The organism is Coriobacteriia bacterium, assembly GCA_018368455.1.
In the GTDB taxonomy this organism is placed as follows: Bacteria; Actinomycetota; Coriobacteriia; order Coriobacteriales; family UMGS124; genus JAGZEG01.
The window spans coordinates 1-19,116 of sequence record JAGZEG010000026.1; the positions used below are offsets into that span (position 1 = coordinate 1).

At 57.5% G+C, this 19,116-nt stretch carries 15 protein-coding genes; 2 read left to right on the plus strand and 13 right to left on the minus strand.

The window, feature by feature from the left end:
• On the plus strand, positions 1–126 hold a 126-nt coding region (locus KHZ24_11465; GenBank protein MBS5451804.1), incomplete at its 5' end, for an FMN-binding protein.
• A 228-nt stretch (positions 127–354) separates the two neighbouring features.
• On the opposite strand, the gene KHZ24_11470 is transcribed toward KHZ24_11465, so the two are convergent.
• Positions 355–1,956, minus strand: coding sequence for a helix-turn-helix transcriptional regulator (locus KHZ24_11470; GenBank protein MBS5451805.1), 1,602 nt, complete (start codon positions 1,954–1,956; stop codon positions 355–357).
• A 381-nt stretch (positions 1,957–2,337) separates the two neighbouring features.
• On the opposite strand from KHZ24_11470, the gene KHZ24_11475 reads away from it, so the two are divergent.
• On the plus strand, positions 2,338–3,426 hold the full coding sequence (locus KHZ24_11475; GenBank protein ID MBS5451806.1) for a TAT pathway signal sequence: 1,089 nt from the start codon (positions 2,338–2,340) through the stop codon (positions 3,424–3,426).
• 278 nt (positions 3,427–3,704) lie between these two features.
• On the opposite strand, the gene thrS is transcribed toward KHZ24_11475, so the two are convergent.
• The 12 genes from thrS to KHZ24_11535 form a co-directional block, all read right to left on the minus strand.
• On the minus strand, positions 3,705–5,519 hold the full coding sequence (thrS, locus tag KHZ24_11480; protein MBS5451807.1) for a threonine--tRNA ligase: 1,815 nt from the start codon (positions 5,517–5,519) through the stop codon (positions 3,705–3,707).
• 157 nt (positions 5,520–5,676) lie between these two features.
• The gene (locus KHZ24_11485) at positions 5,677–6,108 is read right to left on the minus strand and encodes a zinc ribbon domain-containing protein (GenBank protein ID MBS5451808.1); all 432 of its coding nucleotides are present in this window, start codon (positions 6,106–6,108) and stop codon (positions 5,677–5,679) included.
• 967 nt (positions 6,109–7,075) lie between these two features.
• On the minus strand, positions 7,076–8,383 hold the full coding sequence (locus tag KHZ24_11490; GenBank protein ID MBS5451809.1) for an ATP-binding protein: 1,308 nt from the start codon (positions 8,381–8,383) through the stop codon (positions 7,076–7,078).
• 326 nt (positions 8,384–8,709) lie between these two features.
• A complete protein-coding gene (locus KHZ24_11495) occupies positions 8,710–9,426 on the minus strand; it encodes an acylneuraminate cytidylyltransferase family protein (GenBank protein ID MBS5451810.1) in 717 nt (238 codons plus the stop codon).
• Between the two features lie 20 nt (positions 9,427–9,446).
• Positions 9,447–10,532 (minus strand): alanine racemase, encoded by a 1,086-nt coding sequence (locus KHZ24_11500; protein ID MBS5451811.1) that lies wholly within the window; start codon positions 10,530–10,532, stop codon positions 9,447–9,449.
• Between the two features lie 22 nt (positions 10,533–10,554).
• Positions 10,555–12,174 carry a hypothetical protein gene (locus KHZ24_11505; GenBank protein ID MBS5451812.1) on the minus strand — a complete coding sequence of 540 codons (1,620 nt, stop codon included), beginning with the start codon at positions 12,172–12,174 and terminating at the stop codon, positions 10,555–10,557.
• A 123-nt stretch (positions 12,175–12,297) separates the two neighbouring features.
• Positions 12,298–13,695 carry an oligosaccharide flippase family protein gene (locus KHZ24_11510; protein ID MBS5451813.1) on the minus strand — a complete coding sequence of 466 codons (1,398 nt, stop codon included), beginning with the start codon at positions 13,693–13,695 and terminating at the stop codon, positions 12,298–12,300.
• Positions 13,695–14,876, minus strand: a complete 1,182-nt coding sequence (locus KHZ24_11515; protein ID MBS5451814.1) for a hypothetical protein — start codon at positions 14,874–14,876, stop codon at positions 13,695–13,697. The genes KHZ24_11510 and KHZ24_11515 overlap by 1 nt, the downstream gene beginning before the upstream one ends.
• 4 nt (positions 14,877–14,880) lie before the next feature.
• Complete coding sequence (locus KHZ24_11520) at positions 14,881–15,495, minus strand: acyltransferase (GenBank protein MBS5451815.1); 615 nt, start codon at positions 15,493–15,495, stop codon at positions 14,881–14,883.
• A gap of 7 nt (positions 15,496–15,502) precedes the next feature.
• Positions 15,503–16,516, minus strand: coding sequence for a glycosyltransferase family 2 protein (locus KHZ24_11525; GenBank protein MBS5451816.1), 1,014 nt, complete (start codon positions 16,514–16,516; stop codon positions 15,503–15,505).
• A 20-nt stretch (positions 16,517–16,536) separates the two neighbouring features.
• On the minus strand, positions 16,537–17,775 hold the full coding sequence (locus KHZ24_11530) for an O-antigen ligase family protein (protein ID MBS5451817.1): 1,239 nt from the start codon (positions 17,773–17,775) through the stop codon (positions 16,537–16,539).
• Positions 17,765–18,961, minus strand: coding sequence for a glycosyltransferase (locus KHZ24_11535; protein MBS5451818.1), 1,197 nt, complete (start codon positions 18,959–18,961; stop codon positions 17,765–17,767). The genes KHZ24_11530 and KHZ24_11535 overlap by 11 nt, the downstream gene beginning before the upstream one ends.
• Between the last annotated feature and the right edge of the window lie 155 nt (positions 18,962–19,116).

The following is a 19,116-nucleotide window of genomic DNA, read 5'->3' on the forward strand; positions in this document are numbered from 1 at the left end:
AAGGCCATCGAGCAGCTCCCGGCCAAGATCGTCGAGGCCAACGGCGTGGAGGGCGTCGACGCCATCTCCGGCGCCACGGTGACCTCCAAGGCCATCTTCGCCGCCGTCGAGGAGGCCCTGGCGTAAGTTCTCCCCTTCGGGAGCAGCCAGATCGCGGCATCGCTACGCGATACGCACTGCATCGGGGAGGCATCCTTCGGGGTGCCTCCCTTTTTGCGTACCGCACATCAAGACGGCGACGTTCGCCACCCCATAGCTGCGGACTTCTACAAGATTCGTGCGAAACCCCCAGAGACGCGCACTTCTGCGGTGTTCGTACCAGGAACGCCAGATTCGCGAGTCGATCAGCGCCCACTAAGCATGCTCGGCTCCCGCCTGCCCCGCTTCGTCGATAAGCTCGAGCAGCTCGCCACGCGAACGAACTTCAAGCTTGCTATAGATGTTGCGCACGTGGCTGCGGATCGTGTTCTCCTTGATGGGCAGTATCGTCGCCAAGTAGCTCGGGCCATAGCCGCGCCCCAGGTACTGGAGGATTTCCGTCTCGCGCGGAGAGAGCCCATAGCGCCGTGCCACGTCGTCGCACACGCGCACACGCTCGCCCATGGCCGACGGAGCCGGCGCGGCCTGCGCATAGCTGAACAACTCGCGCCAACCGTACAGCGACGGCGAAAACGTAAAGAAGCCAAGCGACGCCACAAGCACGCAGATAAGAAACGTCGGGATGTAGCTTCCCAGCGACAGGAGGTGCACCTTGTAGTAGGGCATCATCATCAGCGCTGCCTCCATGAAGGAGAGCAGGCACGTCAGAGGCAGCATGAATTGCCGCATGCGGCGCGACACGAGGTAGATCAGCAGGCCTAGCAGCATGAAGCCGCACGCAAAGCTCAGCACGAGCGAACAGGCAGACGCCGACACCAGCTCGAGGTCGTCAGGCATGAGCGTCGTAACGCCGAGGAATGCGACGCCCAGCAGCGGCAGAAACACGCGAAACGAGAACGCGACGACGGACGCACCGTTGCGCGCGATGCACGGCACCATCGTGAGCATGCATGCGACGGCCGCCCAGATATCGCCAAAGTGCGTAGGGAAACTCTGCGTCTGTAGCGCATAGGACGACGCGAAGTACATGACGAATATCGTGATGGGCGCACCCACATAGAACGCCGCGCGGTGCGAGAGGCCGCCGAGCATGCCGGCACGCTCCCGCTCGCTTTCGCGCATGTCGGCTTCGTCCTTGTCGGGCGTGATGAGGTCGAGCCACGTACGATCGTCCACGGGAACATCCCGTACATCCCCCACGTCACCGCAATCCCCCTCGCGCATGAGCAGCTCGCTGCGTCCAACGATGGCCACCGGCGCAAGGCCAGCCCCGAGAGCGAACACGCAGAGAAGCGGGATGCGCGCCATATCGGGTAGCACATACACAGCAAAGTGCAGCCCGAGCGCCGCGAGCACGAACGCGGGAATGGCAAGGGCGATGGCACGGTAGCTCATATTCTCGATAGTGTCGCACCGCAGAGCTCGCATCCATGCCGCAAGCAAAGCAAACGTGCCCACGCCAAAGACGACACCCAAACAGATGGAAGCGACGGGAACATCGCGCCCTATGACAGAGCCGACGGAAAGGACGAGGACGAGCCCCGCGAAGTAAAGCAGCCCGCACGCCGCGACGGTGCTGAACCGAGGGGTGGGCGTGCGCGGCCGAACGAGGATGACGATGGCAAGCAAGATGGCGCACACCATCGTGCTCAGGCTTGCCGCCGTGATGAAGCGCGTGCCCTCGAACAGGGTCGTGATGCTGACGTACGCCCAGTATGTTGGCGGAAACACTGGCAGCGTCGAGGAAAGAAACGCGAGGCCGATAAAGAGCAGAACAGGCTCGACCCATCGTCTTGGCGCCTTTCGCACCCGCGAAGGCCCACCATCGTTTCCGGACACGTCGTCGCTCTTCCTCACGCACGCTCCTCCTCGCAAATGGGCGCACTGCGCTTCCCTATCAGGCCCTACGATACAGCCATCGGAAAACAGCGAGGTACGACACCGTCTCACCAATTCCAGTCATAGACGTCCTAGCTGCGGTTTCTCTGCAGTCGTTCATGAAACGCACGGGAAGCCGCCTCTCATCGAAATCAGGCATGGCCCCGTTTTCTGGTGCACCTTTTTGAGCGGGTCCCGCAAGGGCTGGCACGTCCGATCCCGGCATTTGTCGATGCGCGGCGCCGCCATAGCATGTGGAGTCGTAAGGCAGCGGCACGGACGCAACCCTACGCCCTGCCGCATCACGCCCATACGACCGGTCAAAGGGCCGCTCGTACACAAGAGGAGGAATCCCCCCCCATGGATCAGGCCATCAACCGCCGCACGTTCGTCTCCAGCGCCGTCGCCTTCGCCGCTTCCCTCGGCCTGGGCAGCCTCGCCCTCACGCAGGCTGAGGCCACCGAGGCTTCCGCTGCAGCCGACACGCCCGCCGACGCCGACGCCGACGCCGTCTCCGGCGCGAGCATCTTCCTGTTCCGTAACTATGCCGCTGCGCACGGCGACAAGGCGTTCGCACAGGTTGGCGTTGCCGTGACGTCTGACTACGTCGTGCGTGCCGTCAACATCGACGAGTACCAGTTCCTCGACGCCGGCGAGGGCGTCATCGGCGTGCCGAGCTCCAAGGGCAGCTTCGGCGAGAACTTCCCCGAGGGCAAGGTGCTCGCCTCTAAGCGCGACAACAACGCGTTCTACAGCGCCCACATGGCCGAGGCCGGCGGCTCGACGCAGCCGTGGCTGACGTCCATCAAGGCCATCGAGCAGTTCGCCGTCGGCAAGACCATTGAGGAGATCGCCGACATCGCCCAGCAGGGCATCGACGGCACCATCGGCATCGACACCGTGAGCGGCGCGACGCTCGTCGACACGTTCGGCTACCTCAAGGCCGTCGCCGAGACCGTGCGCAGCAAGGACGACCCCCTGCAGATCGAGTGCAAGGGCGCCTACAACGGCGCTCCTGAGTCGCTGACGCTCGGCCGCAAGAACACAGGCCGCGTTGACGCCTCCTTCGCAAACGCGCTGGCGCTCGTTCAGGAGGACGGCACGATCTGCGCGGCACTCGTCGACGAGTTCCAGTACATGGACGCCGCCGACGGCATGACGGGCGTGCCGAACAGCGATGCCGGCTTTGGCGAGAGCATCCCCACGGGCAAGATGCTACTGTCCAAGGAGATCAACAACGACTACTATAGCGGGCTCATGGCCAAGGCCCAGGCCACGAAGAGCTGGGACGACTCCATCAGCGCCATCGAGGCGTACACGATCGGCAAGCAGGCCGGCGAGCTCGTGAGCGTGACCGTTGACGCCGTGACGAGCGCGACGCTCTCCGGCACGGGCGCCTACGCCGCTAGCATCGCGCTCGCGGCCGCCTCGGCACCGGTTGAGGCGTAACTTTCGCCTTCGAGATCGCACCATCCCAAAGCGCCATCGGCCGTCTCCTTCGACGCCGATGGCGCCTTTTTTGGCTGTGATGCGTCCCATGTGCGGGCAGCGCAGGGCGCAGGCGGCCTCCCGTCTCGCTGCGTTCGCACACGAAGGCGCCCCCTCATGCGCGAAGAGCGCGGACCGCATGCAAAAGGCCTCCCCACCGGACAAGCTCATCCGGTAGGGAGGCCTTCGTTTTCTCGCAGGCGCTTCAGCGGGACGGACGTCACCGAGGAAGCAGTTCCTTACTTCTCGGCGGCCTCGCTGGAGGCGGACGTCATGCCGAGGTCTGCTTGCAGGTTAGAGCGCTCGGCAATCTCGGCCGTGATGCTGGCGATGAACTCATCAAGCTCGCGCGTCACCGTCTCGTTGGAGCGGTCGCGCACCGAGATCGTGCCGTCCGTGGCCTCCTTCTCGCCCAGGATGAGCATGTAGGGCACGCGATCGGTGGCACGGGCGTCGCGGATCTTGTAGCCGATCTTCTCGTCGCGCTCATCGAGCACGGCGCGCACGCCGGCAGCCTCGAGCTTGGCCGTGACGTCGCGGGCGTAGTCCATGGTCTTCTCGGAGACAGGCAGGACCTTGACCTGCACCGGGGCCAGCCACGTCGGGAACTTGCCGGCGTAGTGCTCCGTGAGGATGCCGATGAAGCGCTCGATGGAGCCGTAGCATACGCGGTGCAGCATGATAGGACGCTTCTTCGATCCGTCGGCGTCCGTGTACTCCAGGTCGAAGTTCAGCGGCATCTGGAAGTCGAGCTGCACCGTGCCGCACTGCCATGTGCGGCCGAGCGAGTCCTCGAGGTGGAAGTCGATCTTGGGGCCATAGAACGCGCCGTCGCCCTCGTTGACCGCATAGTCCATGCCCAGCTTGGCGAGAGCCGTGCGCAGACCGTCCTCAGCGGCAGCCCAGTCCTCGTCGGAGCCCATGGAGTCCTCGGGGCGCGTCGAGAGCTCGACGTGGTACTTGAAGCCGAACTTCTGGTACACGGAGTCGATGAGGTTCACAACGCCGATGATCTCGTCGGTCAGCTGGTCAGGACGGACGAACAGGTGGGCATCGTCCTGCGTGAAGCAGCGCACGCGGAACAGGCCGTGCAGAGCGCCACGCAGCTCGTGACGGTGCACGAGACCGAGCTCACCGGCACGAATGGGCAGCTCGCGATAGCTGTGCGGCTTGGAGGCGTACACGAGGACGCCGCCGGGGCAGTTCATCGGCTTGATGCAGTACTCCTCGTCGTCGATGACCGTGGAGTACATGTTGTCCTTGTAGTGGTCCCAGTGGCCCGACGTCTTCCACAGCTGCTTGTTCATGATGAGCGGTGTGGAGATCTCGACGTAACCGGCCTTGCGATGGATCTCGCGCCAGTAGTCGAGCAGGGCGTTCTTGAGGATCATGCCGTTGGGCAGGAAGAACGGGAAGCCAGGCGCCTCGTCGCGCAGCATGAAGAGATCCATCTCGCGGCCGATCTTGCGGTGGTCGCGCTTCTTGGCCTCCTCGAGCAGGCGCAGGTGGGCATCGAGCTCATCTTTGCTGGCAAAGGCGATGCCGTTGATGCGGGTGAGCATCTTGTTGTTCTTGTCGCCCTTCCAGTAGGCGCCAGAGACGGCCGTGAGCTTGAACGCCTTGAGCGCCTTCGTATACGTGATGTGCGGGCCGACGCACATGTCGATGTAGTCGCCCTGCTGGTAGAACGTGATGCGGGCGTCCTCGGGCAGGTCGCCGATGTGCTCGACCTTGTACTTCTCGCCGCGCTCCTGCATGAGGGCAATGGCCTCTTCGCGGGGAAGTTCGAACGTCGAGAACTTGAGGTTCGCCTTGACGATCTTGCGCATCTCGTCCTCGATGGCGGGGAGGTCCTCCTCGCTGATCTTGCGGTCGCCGAGGTCGACGTCGTAGTAGAAGCCGTTGTCCGTAGCGGGGCCGTAGGCGAAGTCCGCGTCGGGATAGAGGTTCTTGATGGCCTGCGCCATGATGTGGGCAGCCGAGTGGCGCAGAACGTGCGTCTCCTCGCCCTCGGGGCACTCGACAACCGTGCCGTCGTTGTTCAGGATCTTCATAGGTCGATCTTCCTCCTCGTGAGAGAACGTATGGCGACAGAATAGCGCCCCGGATGCGCAGAGCCGGCGATTAGGGGCGCGATACAAAAATCGCCCGAGAACCTGCATCGGTTCCGGGGCGATTTCCGCGGGTCAGCGCTCGGTGGAGAGGCTGCCGCTATGCGATGTGAGTTCGGCAGTACGGGCAGACCTTCCAGTCCGCGTCGAGCGGGCGGTGACAGTTGGGGCAGACGTTGCGAACCTGCGTGTCACACATCGGGCAGACGATGAAGTCACGGTCGATGGGCGAGCCGCACGTGGGGCAGGTGCCGTAGTGCTGCAGCTCGTGCTCGCGCAGGGCGATCTCGAGCTCCTGCTCGTCGCGATCGATGGCGAACGACGTGGGGCGCAGGATGAGGTAGGCGACGAGGCCGACGAGCGGGATGATGGCGATGACGCCCCAAGCCCACCACATCTGGGAGCCACGCGCGCGGGCGTCCTTGATGACGTAGGCGATCGAGAGCAGGTAGAGCATCACGATGGCGACGCCGATGAGAATCAGCACCATGCGCACCTGCGGCGTGAAGATCAGTGCGACGAGCTCCTGCATTTGCTTCCCTTCCGGACGGGTTGGGGCGTGCCGCGGAGTTCTCTACGCCCGGCTGATGACCTGGCGCAAAGGGCCGCAAGCAGCCCAGCATCGGTCGGATTGTATCAGACGAGCGGGCAGCGGGCCCGGGAGCTGGGAAATCGTCACCCGACTGCGACACTATCTGCACGCGGAGGAGGCATGGGGGCTCGCGTGGCGCTGGAGTTCGCGTGGGGGACGTGCAGCTCCAGAGAGGCATGCGGGCTGCGTAGAGCCCGCAAGACTTGCGGGCCCCGCGGGCCCACGGGTCTCGCAAGCCGTACCGACCCGCTGGGCGAATCTCACGCTTGTGCGAGGTTTTGCAAAACCGAGCGCCAGATTTGGCCCCGATTTACGGCTGTGCTAGGTTTGTGCGCTGATCCGAGCGCCCGTGCTATGGGGCAGGCGATACTCACAACCCTTCTGCCTGCGGTTTCTTCAAGTTGCGGTGTCTCTCGCCGCCGCAGCGATCCCCGCAAACCTGGCATATCCGAAGTTCGGGGCCAATTTGAGATCGTCGTTTTGCAAAACCTCGCACAACCGCACGTTGCGCCCACCTGACACGTCCGTGGGCCGACCGAGCAGAAAGTGGTGCCGGGGCAGAGGCGGCGAAACCTCTCGCGTAAAGGTCAGAGAATACCTGCGGGCCATCTACTTGGCCAAAACTGTCGCGCTTTGCGAGTCCTCGGAGGCCGCATAGCCTGTCGGCCGAGGAGAAACCGCAGGTAAGCCTGAGAAGCAGGGCAAGCCAAGGGACTTTTACGACCCAGAAGCGCCCCATCGCCTCGCAAAGTAAGGGAGTTTTGGCCAGCGAGACATGTTTTCGTACTTCTCTGGACTGGCACCGCAGTAATGGGGTTCTCGCGCTCGGTAGTGCACGAAAACCAAGCGCGCCGTATGAGAGTCTCGCGAATCAGGGGCACTAGTCGAACCCAGAGAGCGCGACCCCCTACGCAGTCAGCGCGGTGATGGGAATCTCGTAAATGCCGTCGTCAATGCGGCGTGCAAAGTGGGAGACGCCCGTGATGACTGCCATGAATTCAGGCGGTTTTGTACGCGCAAGAGGATTCGCACAGAGCTTGTCTCTCAGGCGTCGGAGGCTTGCCTCGCCGGAGGGGACCTTTGCATCGCTCGTCTTTATCTCGAAGGCAGCCCAGCGACCATCAGCGAGCTCGATAATGGCATCCGCTTCGAGGCCGGAGTCGTCACGGTAGTAGCGAACCGGCACATCGCCACAGAGCTCCTGCGCCTCTGCGTACACGATAAGGTCGCGAATAACCAGGTTCTCAAAAACAAGACCGAATGTCTGCCAATCCCGCATAAGAGACTCCGGAGACAGGGCAAGGGCAGCAATAGGCAGCGACGGGTCGGCGAAGTAGCGCTTGGGCTTTGTGGCAACTCGCTTGACAGAGCGGGACGCCGGAGCCCAGCCGGGTAGCTCGTCCATCAGATAGGAGTCCCTCAGTATGGAGAGGTACGCCCCGACGGTGGACTCCGACACTGGGCCCGGCTCACCGGAAGTATCCCTCATGTCGGCCGCAAGCGTTTTGTACGAGGTTGATTGACCGAGATTGCGTGCGAGCGAGAAAAGGAGTCGCCCCATGGTATCGGCATCGCGACCGAGCCGAGGCACGGTTTCGGTACGAAAGAGACGGAGATACTCCCGAGCAATCACCTGCGCGTCCGCCGGGGAAAGGTCCAGCGCCTCAGGCCACCCGCCACGGCAGGCAACCGAGATAAGACGATTGGCGCTCGTTTCAACCTGGGCAGGTTCAAATTTGCCCTCGAACAGGTCAGCAAGAGAGATGAGGCAGGAGGAATCCCCACTTTCGGAAAGCGTCATAGGGTGCATGCGGATACGTCCGAACCGTCCTGCCCCGCTATGAGTGGGTAGACTCCCCTTATTCGAAGCGTCTCGAGTAAACGGAGCGGATGAACCCGTAAGCAGCCAGGCACCCCGAAGGCCCCTCGTTCTATCGACCTCGTGGCGCACCACATCCCATATTTCCGGGACACGCTGCCACTCGTCGATAACATGTGGGCGCTCTCCGATGAGCATTGCGGAGGGATCATCCTGCGCGAGCGCGAGGAGCTCGTCGACGTAGCTCACACTGTTGGCGTGTTCGAGAGCCGTCCATGTTTTTCCACACCACTTAGTACCAGCGATTTCGACAGCCCCGAATATGCGGAGATACCGCTCGACCTTTTTGTCGACGATACGCGGAAGATACCCCTGTGGAGCAGTAACACCTGCCATGCCCGCTCTCCTCATCAACCGGATGTGCCGTCAGTTTTGACCTCCTATAGTATAGTTGATGGAAATCCGAATGGTGAGATATCGTTTTTCCGAATAGGACGATGGCGAGTTTCCGAGTTCATTAGAGGGTCGTGCTCGGTCTGTCTCCTGTATTACAAGCGCAACTACCAGAATTGATCTCAACAGGAAGCGATCTCTGAACTGTCAGACCCCCCCCCGCCAGAAAGTCCACTTCGCCAAGCAACCGGATCCCGGTGCATACCCTGAAGCGTTCAAAATCCCGTCTAGCGCCTTCTCAACCTAAGTAAGTTATTAGGTGCTAAAAGCTAGTATTCCAGCGGTTCGGGATCATCAAGCTTGGCAAGGATCGTCTCGGCGCGGAGGAAATCCTCGATGTTATCGATATCGAGCGATCGATCCTTATTCATAACATATGAAATCGGATTATCATTAAGACTGGTGTGATCGTTTATTTTATGAGCATCATTTACATAGATAGCGCCATTTACATGATAAAAAGGAGGCATCTCTTGGCGTCGAACAGTACTTGAAATTGGGATAATCGGGTGCAGTACGCCAAATTCGTCAAGACGCCTAGTTAAGATGGGATTATCTGACGTCAGCTGTACAGAAGCAGTACCCATCATGCCGTGAGAGAAGAAAGCCTCGATTGCCCCGTCAACCTCGTCAGCGCTGCGCAAAGGACTCGTTGGTTGCATAAGAACAATAACGTCGTAATCGCGGCCCATGTTCACAAGCACGTCTCTTGCGTGAACAAGGACGTCGATACTTTTCGAAGTATCGGAGGCCAGTCCCTGTGGTCGCACGAAAGGCACCTCTGCTCCGTATCTTCTGGCCACATTGGCTATTTCTTCGCTATCGGTTGACACTATGACCGCATCAACATACCTGCTTTTTCTTGCAGCAGAAATCGTGTATGCAATAAGAGGATGGCCTCGTAGGATTTTGATATTTTTTTTGGGAATCCCTTTTGAACCACCGCGCGCTGGTATCACTGCAACAATTGTTTTATTATCAAACATAATTACTCCGTTAAATTATATTAGATAAAAAACTTATCAATATAGGGGCTTACAAAAGCCCTCGCTACCGCATGGTAACCACATCGAAAACTAATAATGTCGCCGACGTGGTAGTCGCGACCTGCGTCGCCCACATCTACCACCGTATAATCGCTGCTGCTATCTATGAGTGAAACCCCCTCCTCAAGAGGCCATAGGACGTCTGTATCACAATCCTGGTGGCCAAAAGCAAGCACCGCGCGAAGACGGATCCCTCTATCCCGATATTCGTGCCGCATTCCATAGGAGTCGACGCCAGCTTCTCCCCACGGAAGGCTCGGCTTCTCCCTTATCTCGACAATACTTGCTTGCAAGATAAAGGCATCGTTAAACGTCCCCGGCAGGTAGCGATAGGTTGCCCGCTCACGACCGAACAGGAGCGCCTCGCCTAGACGAAGGGAGTTCACGCCAACCGGGCAGTTGCCTGAAAGCACAAGATTTAGGTTGCTGCTATTTCCGCCGCTTACAACCAAATTACGACTTGCAAACTCGCTTACTTCGTCGACGCAATCAACAAGATCCCGCATCTTCTCCGCATCCGGGAGTATAAATGACAAACAGTTTAGATTGGCTCCAACCCCATAGAGGTACAGACGCTTCGACATGGCAACGAATCGAGCAATTTCTCTCAATTCCTTTCGAGAAATTACTCCTTCGCGCAAGTCACCCAGATCGCACATAATCAGAATGCCGTAAGAATGAATCCCCTGTCTCTCACAGGCAAGGTCAAGCGCCCGCACCGTGTCGAGGCACGTTGCAACTGAGACGTCCGACACACGCACGACGGCATCGACTTCACACACCTGAGGACAGCGGATGAGCAGCCTGGGAACGCCGAGCCCCGAGCATCCGCTCAGCCCCTGAAGACGGCTGTCCCCCAACGAAGAAACGCCGCTCTCGACAAAGACGCGCGCAACTCTCTTGTCGCCCCCCACGGCCTTGGTGACGCCGCACACGTCGATGCCATATCTGCCACACGCAGCAACAAGGGTCGATGCGTTCGTCGCAATTTTAGAGGTGTCCACCAAAAGCCGCGGGTATTGGATCACAGCGTCGAAACCGCTCACGGATGCCACGCCCCTCGCGCTGCTATTCAAAACTGAGGTACCGTTTCGTTTCGATGCAATCGATCAAGCGCTTAAGCTCCCAAACGGCATTGCGCCTCGAGGGACTCATCTGCCAGATCTCCTCGTATTTCCTGGTACACGGGAACATAGCAAAGAACCACTCGCATTGGCTGGTCATGTCCTCGAGAAACGCCTCTCGGATTGCAGGATGTCTTGCGTACCATTCCTGCGCCATGATGCCGCTGCCCCTCAAAAGGAAGACGAGCTTCCCCAACCCGCTCCGAAGCTTCGACGACGTATCGAGCCCCCCATACGTCTCCTCCCCCACCTCGGCGAACTCTGGGATTTTGCGCTTAATTAGCTCTTTCAAGACAAGGCGTTCCTTAACAAGAGGAACATCCCATTTCAGTCCTTCGCGAACAAGAAAAGGCGTGTAGATCGTATAGCTTCTTTTTGTCCCAAACAGACTCTCGTAGGCACCATCACGACCGATTGCCCCCAAAGCTGAGGTCCGATAATCCATCAGCGTGTCAGCTGCGGTAAAACCTCTTCGATATCGGTCATCAATAAAGCATCGGATACGCTGCGCCATGGAATTCGTGACGGTGGTGGTGATGATTTCTTCCCATGCCTCATGGCCGGCGCCATCCCTCTTGGCATTAAGCTTTCCCCTAACCAAGCCCTCGGTATAAGCATACGGAAGGATATCTCCCGTACAAATCGTATAGAGGCAATCGAATACCTCCTCTTTTGACATGGTGTCAGCATTCGATACGACAGTCCCGCCCACTAGGTTGGGTCCTATAGCCTGTCCGGCGGTGACAAGGACGTCGAATTCGGGAAGACCCTGCGTTTCATATTTATAAGCATTCGTATAGTGTCCGCAGGTCCCCAATGGGTTATGGATGAGCATGGCATCCATCTTCACCCTCACGGTCTCGGGGCGCCACTCTACTTCGCGGTAGTCAGCATGCGCTGCACGGGCAAGCGACCTAGCATTAAGCACGCTTGTGGCGAGGAAAAGCTTATGGGGACGCGTAACACACAGGTTGAACGCCGTCGGACGGATCCCCGCTCCCTCTAAATAGTGAAGGGCGACTCTTGAGTCCAGTCCGCCCGAAAGACCAAGACCGAACCGCTCACCCGCATGTTCCCGAGCGAGATATGACGCCATCTTGCCCATACACCAATCGAATGATTCAACCGCTTCGTTGAGTGAGGTAATCTCACATGTTCGTTTCGTATCTGCGTATACTCTCTTCGTGAACTCACCAGTGCAGGCGTCAAATGAGCAGATCGTATTTACCGGAAGCCAGAACAAGCCTTTGATCGGAGTGGCATTGTCGCAGGGAACGCCTCCGGCCGAAGCGATCATTTCCGCAACTATCTCAGGATCTAGATCATCATATGAAGGCTGTATGATTTTAAGAATCCCCCAGAAACTGTCAGACAGCACGAGACAATCGTCGCTGTGATAGCAAAAGATCAGCTCTCTACCCGAGTTATCAGTTGCGAACGTACAGCCATTTTCATCATAGTGAACAATATAGAGCGCCGAGCACGTCTCGTTGAGGATCCGAGGGTCTGTCCTCCATTCACTCGCGAACAGCTCCTCTGGAGTCACATCCACGGAACAGCCCACGCAAAACGAACGACCGTCTTTTGATATAGCTAAGCGAGATGGTATCTCCCTGGCATTAACATTTGCATCTAATACAAACTTTTTATTTTTTTGTTTATATGATATATAAAACATACTTTATCCTTAAAAAAAAGATTTTGCTTTAATTACCTTTTTGACTAAGAAGGCGCAAATAATGGCTGCAATTATCCAGCGGGCGACAGATATCTCGAGTAAAAAATACGAAACCCCCAGGGCGCCGCATACGGGCAACAAGCCTCGAAAATACCATCGCCACGAGAAGTCGTAGCCAGGCGTTCTGAAGCGGGCGATCAGATCGTGAAAAACGAAAAGCAACGCAAACGCCGCAAGGGAAGCACCCGCCGAGCCGACTATCCCCCACTTTGGTATCATCCAATAATTGAGCACGATGTTTACCCCCGTGGCAGCGAGCGTTGCCACAGTCATCAGCCTTGTCTTCTTGTAAAAGAATTCGCAGTTAACAGGCCACGTATACAGATACTGAAAGTAATAGGCCATCACCACAAGTGGAAGCACCGTAATACCCGAATAATAGTCTTCCGTCCCAAGCACGACCAGAATCTCCGGAGACAGCAGCATAATGGCCATCGTGACCAGCGTGATATTGGTCAAGTAGCGGCCTGCCCGCAACTCCAGCGAATCCGTATCGCCCTTCTTCATGAGCTCGAAGTACTCGGGGGTCCATGCCGAGTTCATGGCGCCGCACACGACACTTGCGGGAAGAGCGCAGCTGTGCGCAAACGAATAGATTCCCGCGGCGTCGGGCCCGATCATCGCATTTATCATCAAGCGGTCGCATTGATTTATGAGCATGTAGGCGATTCCGTTAAAAATAAGCGGAAGCGATAGCGTCAGGCAAAAACGCCAATACTCCCTATTGAAAAAGCTCTTTCCTTTAGCCCAAAAAAACAAAAGGAAACCGCAGCCCAAAACGATTGAGGGAGCAGAGTAGCCTACGATTCGCGCCATATATCCGTCATCGAGCACGAGCACGAGCAGCGCTATCGAACAGGCAACTTGAGAGACCGCAAGGATGAGCGAGATAACCGTATTGCCCGATGCGTTCTTGCATACATTGAGATATGACATGCGGATATTCGAACATGCGATAAAAAACGATGTCATAACGCATAGCAGAACAACCAGCGGCCGCATCGACAGAATGCCAGAAAGAAAATCCCTCGTAAGGAGGCATACGACAAAGACCAAGGAAAAGAAGCAGAGCGCGAGAAAGGACACCGAGGACACATAAGACGGCAGCCTGCGATCTCCAAATTCCGCCCAGGCGTTCTGGATTGAGGCATCCGCACGCAGACCCACGATATTCGCAAAGATAGTGACCCACGTAAAGTAAACCGCGGCCATTCCGTATTCAGACGTCGTCATGAGCCGCACAAAAATCGGCGCAGATATCACGCTCAGAAAGTTGATAGAAAGTTGACCAAGCGTATACAAAACGGCGCGCCCGCTCAAGCTTCTATTTAGCTTCAGCCCCCTCATCAAAGAGCCGCCCCCAGGGCCTCGCTCAATAAGAGGGCCCTCATATCGCTGTCCACGGACTTACCGCGAACCGCTTCATTCAGAACATCTCGTACGGCAGCCCCGAAGCGGCCCGACATGCCATGAGACCGCCCCAGTACCTCGCGGGAGATATCGAGGATGCATGCTATCTGCTCGGGAGACTTAATTGATCCTCTTCCGCCCCAGTATGTGTTGAAGAGCGAGTCTCGCTCCTCGCCTCGGCCTACTGGGCCAAACGCGTGGCAGACCTGAGCAGCTATCTCGTTAAGCCTCGTCTGCTCTATCGCCTCGTATGCGTTGCCTACGTCAGAAATGCCCGTTTCCAGCGCCCCGATCATGTGGAAGGGCCTGCCAAGGCACATTGCATATCCAATGTGAGTGCCGAGCGCATTGCCAGCCACCGCATCGCTCAGCTCGATCATAGTCCTCAACCGTGAGATGAACTGCGGGTCTTCTCGCATCCCTGCGCTCACGACACGTGCGCCCGCTTCTTCGAACAGGCGGAAAACCTCGTCATCGGCATCGTGCCAATACGCGCTCACCAGCACAGTATCAAAGTCACAGGCAAGACCACCCATAATATCTTCTACAAACCGTCTCTTTGCGTACTCAACGCTTGATAACTCATAGGTATGGGCGGGAAACACGAGCAGCGTCTTGCCCAGCTCGCGTCTGAGCTCGCCCATCTTCGCAGGCGAATAATAAGGACGTGCATAATGAATATACGGACCCACAACATAGTGCGGCATCCACGGACGAGCCGAGCGGATAAGATCTCTACGGTACGAACCCTGGGACACGACACAGTGAACGTAGGGCTGTGCAACGTTGTTCGGAATCTTCTGCAGCCACGCAATGCCGTGCTCTATGTTGGGCAGCAGCAGGCGCTTCGACTCGGTATACGGGCGCCCTGCGTACTCGACCAGGGCCTTCAGATGCCCGTAAAACAAGGATTCGGAGGCAACTAGATTTCTTCCAAACGGTCGCCCATCGGCAATAACGTCTTGTTTGAGTGCTATAACAAACTCACGAAAATCGCCAAAGTCGCCCACGGAGTCGATTGAGCACAATCGAGCAAGATGCTTATCAACACGGCGGTTGCTTACATAGTGGACAAAAGAGGTCGCAACGTTCTGCGCGTATATGTTGTTCTCGAACATCCGCTTAGCTTTCCTTGCAATCGAGCCGGTCAACAAGCTCGGGCTGCAGGGATTTTGGCCAGACCGGAGCGAACTCTTCATAGCGATCGCCCCGCCAGTACGAGATATCTTGCTTGTTCAGATGTTTCTCTAGGAGCTTTTTGGAATCTCCCACCACGCGGGCCGGGTTGCCAGCCAAGATCGAGCCTTCTGGGTAAGACCCCTTCACCACCGCCCCCGCGCCCACGATGCACCCATCCCCTAGCGCAGTTCCCGGCAAGAGCATCGCCCTTGCGCCGATAAAGCAATTGCGGCCGACATCCACGCGGCCCAGGACCAGCCCATGCTCTGTCCCCTGTGCAAATAGCTCCTTGTCCACGCTGTAGTCGTGCGCCAAAAAGCACGCCTCGAACGAGATGGTCGTACCGCGCTCGATTGAAATAAGTTGGGGATAACCCGGATCGAAATATGCAGATGGGCTTATCCACGGATCTAACCCGCCCTTTTGGAAATCCTCCTCGACGAGGATCCCCCCCCTGCGCAAAAAGGCAGGGTAGAGGCGCTTATACCGAGCACAGCATATACGGTTTAGCGCAGTGTAGAAAGCCTTTTCGATACGCCGTACGACTTTTCTTATCATGCTTCTCCTAACAATACCGCGCCGCTTTGTCCGAGCCCCATATCCTGAGCACGCCAAAGAGGGCGCGCGTATAGCAAATGAACAGGCGCCATGTCCCCACATTGAGAAGCCACAGGGGAATTCGCTTCCAAAGAGGGACAGCAGAAAGATTGGCCGAGGCATAAGACGTGACGTAGAAATCGCCAGACGCCGCATCGCATATTGTCCTAATTGCCTCTTTTGTGCTCATCCTATTTGCGCACAAAAAGCAGTACGCGAGCACCTCAACACAATTGTTTGCGTATACCGAGGGGAGCAGGCCACGATCCCATCGGAAAACATAGCCAGCTAGGCGTGAGCGCACCCTGACGATGTCTTTGAGACGGTTTCGGTTTACTTGATGGCTGATGCTCGCAAGGTTTTGGCGATAGTAGTACAAGATGTCATCAATAACGACCATCGTCTGCACCTTGTCAAGAATTGGTGCCATTTGGAATAAATCCTCACCATACTGTAAGCCTTCGAACTCGTCATATGAATCTTCAATACCTGCGCATTCACGTCGTATTGCCTTGTTCCACATGGCGTTGAACTCATGCCCGGTCGCAAGCACTTCCCTCGCCTTCGCCACGGGCACCCTGTTGTTTGCCACGTCGCACTCGTGCAATTTCGCAAAGTCAAAAAAGGGCTTGTCCATATCAGGAGAAGACGACGCCTGAAACGCGATCAAATCCGGATCGCTGAGCTTGACAATCTCCTCAAGACGCGAAAGAGCATGAGGTGCAAGCGCGTCATCGCTGTCGAGACATAGGATGTAGTCTCCCGATGACGCCTTCATCGCCACCCTACGGGCAAGAAGGAGACCCTGGTTATTCTGCTCGATAAGCTTCGCTCTGCGCGGATGATCCCGAACATAGCGTCGACACAGGTCACCCGAGCCATCGGTTGAACCGTCGTTCACGAGGACAACCTCGTAGTCCTCGAAGGACTGAGCGTCGATAGATGCCAGACACTGGGGTAAATATCTCTCGACGTTAAACACGGGGATGAGCACGGAAAATCTCACTGGATCTCCCCCTCATCAAGTGAGGGCACCGTCTTCTCAGGCAACAACAAGGCTAATGCCAAGAAACCCATGCCGATAACTGCAACAACGTATACATAGATCATGTTAAAAAAGGCGTTGAACAACCACATGGCAACGAACAGCAAGCCCATTCCTAGGCCACATTCGTTTTTAATACGCCCAGCGAGAGGAAGAAAGGCAGCAAAATAGATGATCATTCCGGCAATACCAAAGTTCAACAATATATTAATGAAGTCGTTGTGAGCATACAATCGCATGCCTATATGTTCTTGATTAAGCTCATACACAAAGCTGAACCCGTGGCCAAACAGCATCGTGAACCAGTCGCTATCAAAAAAGGCGTTCAAATCTATAGCCCAGAATTCACTCCGCCCGTTCGTCAGCACCTCAAAAAACACCGCTGCATCATCCGTCTCAAACATTGCTGACGCAAACTTCTGGCCAATGTTAGTTACGGAAGCAATTCCTACGACGGCAGTGACAAGAAGCGTGAGCATCAGCAAAAAAGTCCCACGCCGTTCGATCATCATTTTGAGCAGGATGGCGAACTCGATGACGACAACCACGAGGTACGTCCTTGTGCCGGCGGCAAAAACGCACGCAAGCGGAATTGCAGAGAAGCCCAGCGCTTTCCTCTTGTTCCCATCAAACTTAAAAAGAAGAATGTCCAATGCCAGCATAAATAGAGCAACTGGCGCGATTTCAAATGAATCTGTGGTAAAGGATGTAAAGTAGCGCTCTCCGCCCCAGCCGAGCTTATAGCACGAGGGGATTAGGAATGAAAATGCAGTGAACAATGTCCAGACCATAAGTACTGTATTAAGACTCTTTTGTAATTTAAAAAGAGTTTTTAATAATATGTATCTATTATTTAGTATATAAATCCAAAATAATACCCAAAAGGCATACATAAAATAGGTCGCAATGCCTTCTTTAGGTGAAATGGGGAATGAGAGGGCAATTACATGTAGCACCGCGGTTACTGACAGAACCAGGAACACGTATCTCGACTGCCTTTCCTGGCAAAAAATGACCAGAATGAGAAGGCAAAGAAAGCCAATAATTGCCTTATTCAGCAGATCAAATATGCCGATCTTCGACAGGGAGCTACTAAGAGCAAAGATGATGCACATGGCGACAAGAAGCTTCGTCGCCTTTTCTCCACGAGCCTCGTCTGCACCACCGCACAGGGCAAGACGAGCGCTATTCCCCATCACGCCGACCCCTCAACACTTCAAAACAGTCCGACGTCCACGCATCCGGAGAGACCACTCGTGATTCGGCCATAGCTATCGTCTCAGCACATCCGCCCGTGTCGAACGTGATCACTGGCGTCCCGCAGGCTTCCGCCTCCAGGTTCACCGTGGGGAAGTTGTCCTCGACCGTGGGGTTGAAGAACGCGTCGGCCGCCGTGTAGATGGCGGCGAGCTCCCGCGCGGAGGAGGTGCGCCCGAGGCCGACCACCCCCGCGGGCAGGGACTTCATCTGCCTCCTCGACAGCCCCACGAGCACGACCGCGAACCTGTCGGAGTCGAGCTCGCCCGCAAGGCGCACGAAGTCGGAGAGCCCCTTGCGCTCGGTCCAGGGGCTTGCGACGCCCAGGACCATGAACCGGTCGCCTATGCCGTGGCGCTCCCGAAAGTCGCTGGCCGTGGGCCTGAAAACGGACGTATCGATGGTGTTGTGCCGAACCTCAACCGGGTAGTCCTTCAGAAAGCTTTCTTCGACAAGCCCAGCCAGCCAGTGCGATGGAGTGATGAGCGTCATCCGCTCGGGCGGCACGCTCGTGAAGACGCGGCGCTTGTCCTCGAAGTTGCGCGCGCAGGCCGTCCTGCAGAGCGTCTTGGGGTAGGTGCCCAGCTGTGGGCAGGGCTCCGAGCGCGCGCAGCCGGCCTTCCACTGCTCACACCCCACATATGTGAAGTGCGCGCAGTGGCCGGTGAGGGCCCAGCAGTCGTGCAGGGTCCACAACGCCTTGCAGCGGTGGCCCGCCAGCCAGCCGAAGAGCATCTCGACGTTGACGTAGTAGCCGTGCAGGTTGTGCAGGTGGACGACGTCGGGGTCGATCTCGTCCAGGCGCGCCAGGAGCCGGGCCGTGTCCCGCCTCGAGTAGAAGCCCATGCGGTCGAACAGACGGGTCCTGACGCCGTGGGAGAGATAGCCAAGCTTGGTAGCGCAGCACTGCTCGCGATCGGACACCGTCTCGTGGCGGCGACCCCAGAAGATGTAGGAGTCGACGCCCCGGGCCTCCAGCTTCCCATGGAGGCTGCGCATGATCGAGCCGGTCGACCCGTTGTAGAAGCTGTTGAGCTGGACGTACCTGAGCGGTCGGCCAAGACCGTCGCCCAGCGCGAGCGCCTCGTCCACGAGGGCGTCAGTTGTCAAGGACCCGCCGACCATGCTCACAGGCTCTTCCTCCACACCATCTTGTCCACCACGCCGGTGTAGGACTGGACGATCCTGACGACCTTGGAGGACACGCACTCGGTGGCGTAGTCGGGCACGGGGGCCTCGGGGTGGCAGCCCTCCGCCTCGAGCGAGACGGCCGTCTCCAC